The sequence below is a fragment of the Porphyromonas sp. HMSC065F10 genome (assembly GCF_001808555.1).
Lineage (GTDB): Bacteria > Bacteroidota > Bacteroidia > Bacteroidales > Porphyromonadaceae > Porphyromonas_A.
The window spans coordinates 1-1,798 of record NZ_KV793808.1 but is presented as its reverse complement, the minus strand read 5'-3'; the positions used below and the strand labels follow the sequence as shown (position 1 = coordinate 1,798).

Annotated in this window: 2 protein-coding genes; both read right to left on the bottom strand. The window is 54.2% G+C overall.

The window, feature by feature from the left end:
* On the bottom strand, positions 1-185 hold a 185-nt coding region (locus HMPREF2890_RS09010), incomplete at its 3' end, for a hypothetical protein (RefSeq protein ID WP_148130736.1).
* A gap of 86 nt (positions 186-271) precedes the next feature.
* Positions 272-1,798: BACON domain-containing protein (locus HMPREF2890_RS08390; protein ID WP_148130735.1), on the bottom strand; the 1,527-nt coding region annotated here is incomplete at its 5' end.

Here is a 1,798-nt window from a genome sequence, read left to right as displayed (position 1 = left end):
TCATGGATGGCGTAGGTGGTAGGAAGCCCCCGCGGGGCTGCAAAGGAGAAGGTGATCTTCTCGGCGGAGGGATTGTACGTCTCCCCACCAGCATTCACCTCCTGCCGGCTGTTCAGGCTGCAGGAGCTGAGCCCCATGCCCGCAAGCAACGCCAACGATAGAATTCCGAAAATTGTTCTTTTCATCTTATCTGTATACTTATGGTTGAAATATTTGATATGTCTCTGACGGAACTCATTCCGCTCCCCGTCGGCACAGAGGCCGTCGGGGATTAATCAAGAGGTGACGTGGAAAAAAGACGGACGGCGCAGCGACTCGTCCTCCCTACGGCGGCGGAGTTAATATCGATACTTCTGTCATCGAAACTGACACTGTACGCTTTGTCTTTAAGGAAAGATCTGGCAATCCAGTAGTGGCCTTCCGTACCCGAATCGGCATAGGTGCCGTCATAGACAATGCCCGAAGCGGGGAAAAACCGAACAACAGAAGAGGAGCGACTCTGATCCCAAAATTTCTGATCCAGCTGGTCTACAGTGGAGATACTCTGACGTGCAGCGATGTTGACACAATAGATCCAGAGGCCGTTGACACTCTTGCCATTCACGTTCTTCGCACCCCAGCAATATAGCCAGGCTGAGCGATACTGATTCTCTAAGGGCCTGCCTCCATTGAAGCGGAGCGCTACGGTACACTTCATTCTGCTGCCGCTGAATGCAATAGTGGTCGACTTGTAGTCGCTCGTGGCATCAAACATCCGACCAGCAACCTCTACCTGACTAATCTGGTCATGCAGGACGTCACCGTTGCCTCTAAACACAATAGTAGGGTAAGCATCTATAATCCCATTCCATTCCTCAAGAGAAGGAAGCTTGTAAGTCTCTTTTGAGCCACTGATTGATCGTGGTTTCTCATAGCTGCTCATGGCAGAATCCCAGTCCTCCAGCACATATTCATAGGTCTTGCTCGAGGGTATCGTGTGATTGGTGTCCCAACCATACACACCGACATTATACTTCGCCACATAGGCGAGTGGATTGTACTTCAGTGCAGAGGTGTCAACACCTGTGCCTGCAGCCTGAGAGACAACGAGTGTCTTGACCTGAGAGGGATCAGCGGTGACAGCTATGGTCAGAGTCACCCGGCGAGCAGCGGTAGTCACATTCTTAGCCGCGGTGACAGTGCCGTCTACGGCTACCGTAAGCCAACCGGCTCCCGCACCCTTCGTGATCGTCACGTCAGCGATCTTCAGAGGCGTGGTCTTGATCTGAACACCATCCCGCAACTCAATGTCGGCTCCGACGATAGAAAGCGTCCCACTTCCACCAGCAGCATCAAAACGGAGTGCATCTGGGGAGACACTAGTCAGGGCATAGACGTGAGTCGTCGTCGGAGTGACCGGCTTGCCGAGCTGAGTGATGTTGATACTTCCGGAAGCGGAGGGGTTCTCCTTGGGGCTTACGGCAATCGTCGCAACACGGATGGCAGAAGTTGTATTGGGCGAAACAGTCACGATGCCTGTCGGACTGATACTGATCCAGTCGACGGGTCCGTTGGTCACCGTATAGGAGAACTTGTCCCCACCCGTGATCGTCTCGGCGGGCGTAGTCGGATCGGGCGTGCCGCCGACGAGCTTCTGCTTCGTTGCCGTGGCATTGATCGTCACGGCTCCACCGTCGGCGGAGACACCGGAGGAGATGTCGGGCGTCGTGGTGACTTGGACGTTGTAGGCGTAGGAAACGGCACCCTCCTTGAAGATCTTCAGCAGATCCTCCTCCGACACGGTGAAGGTCTGACCATT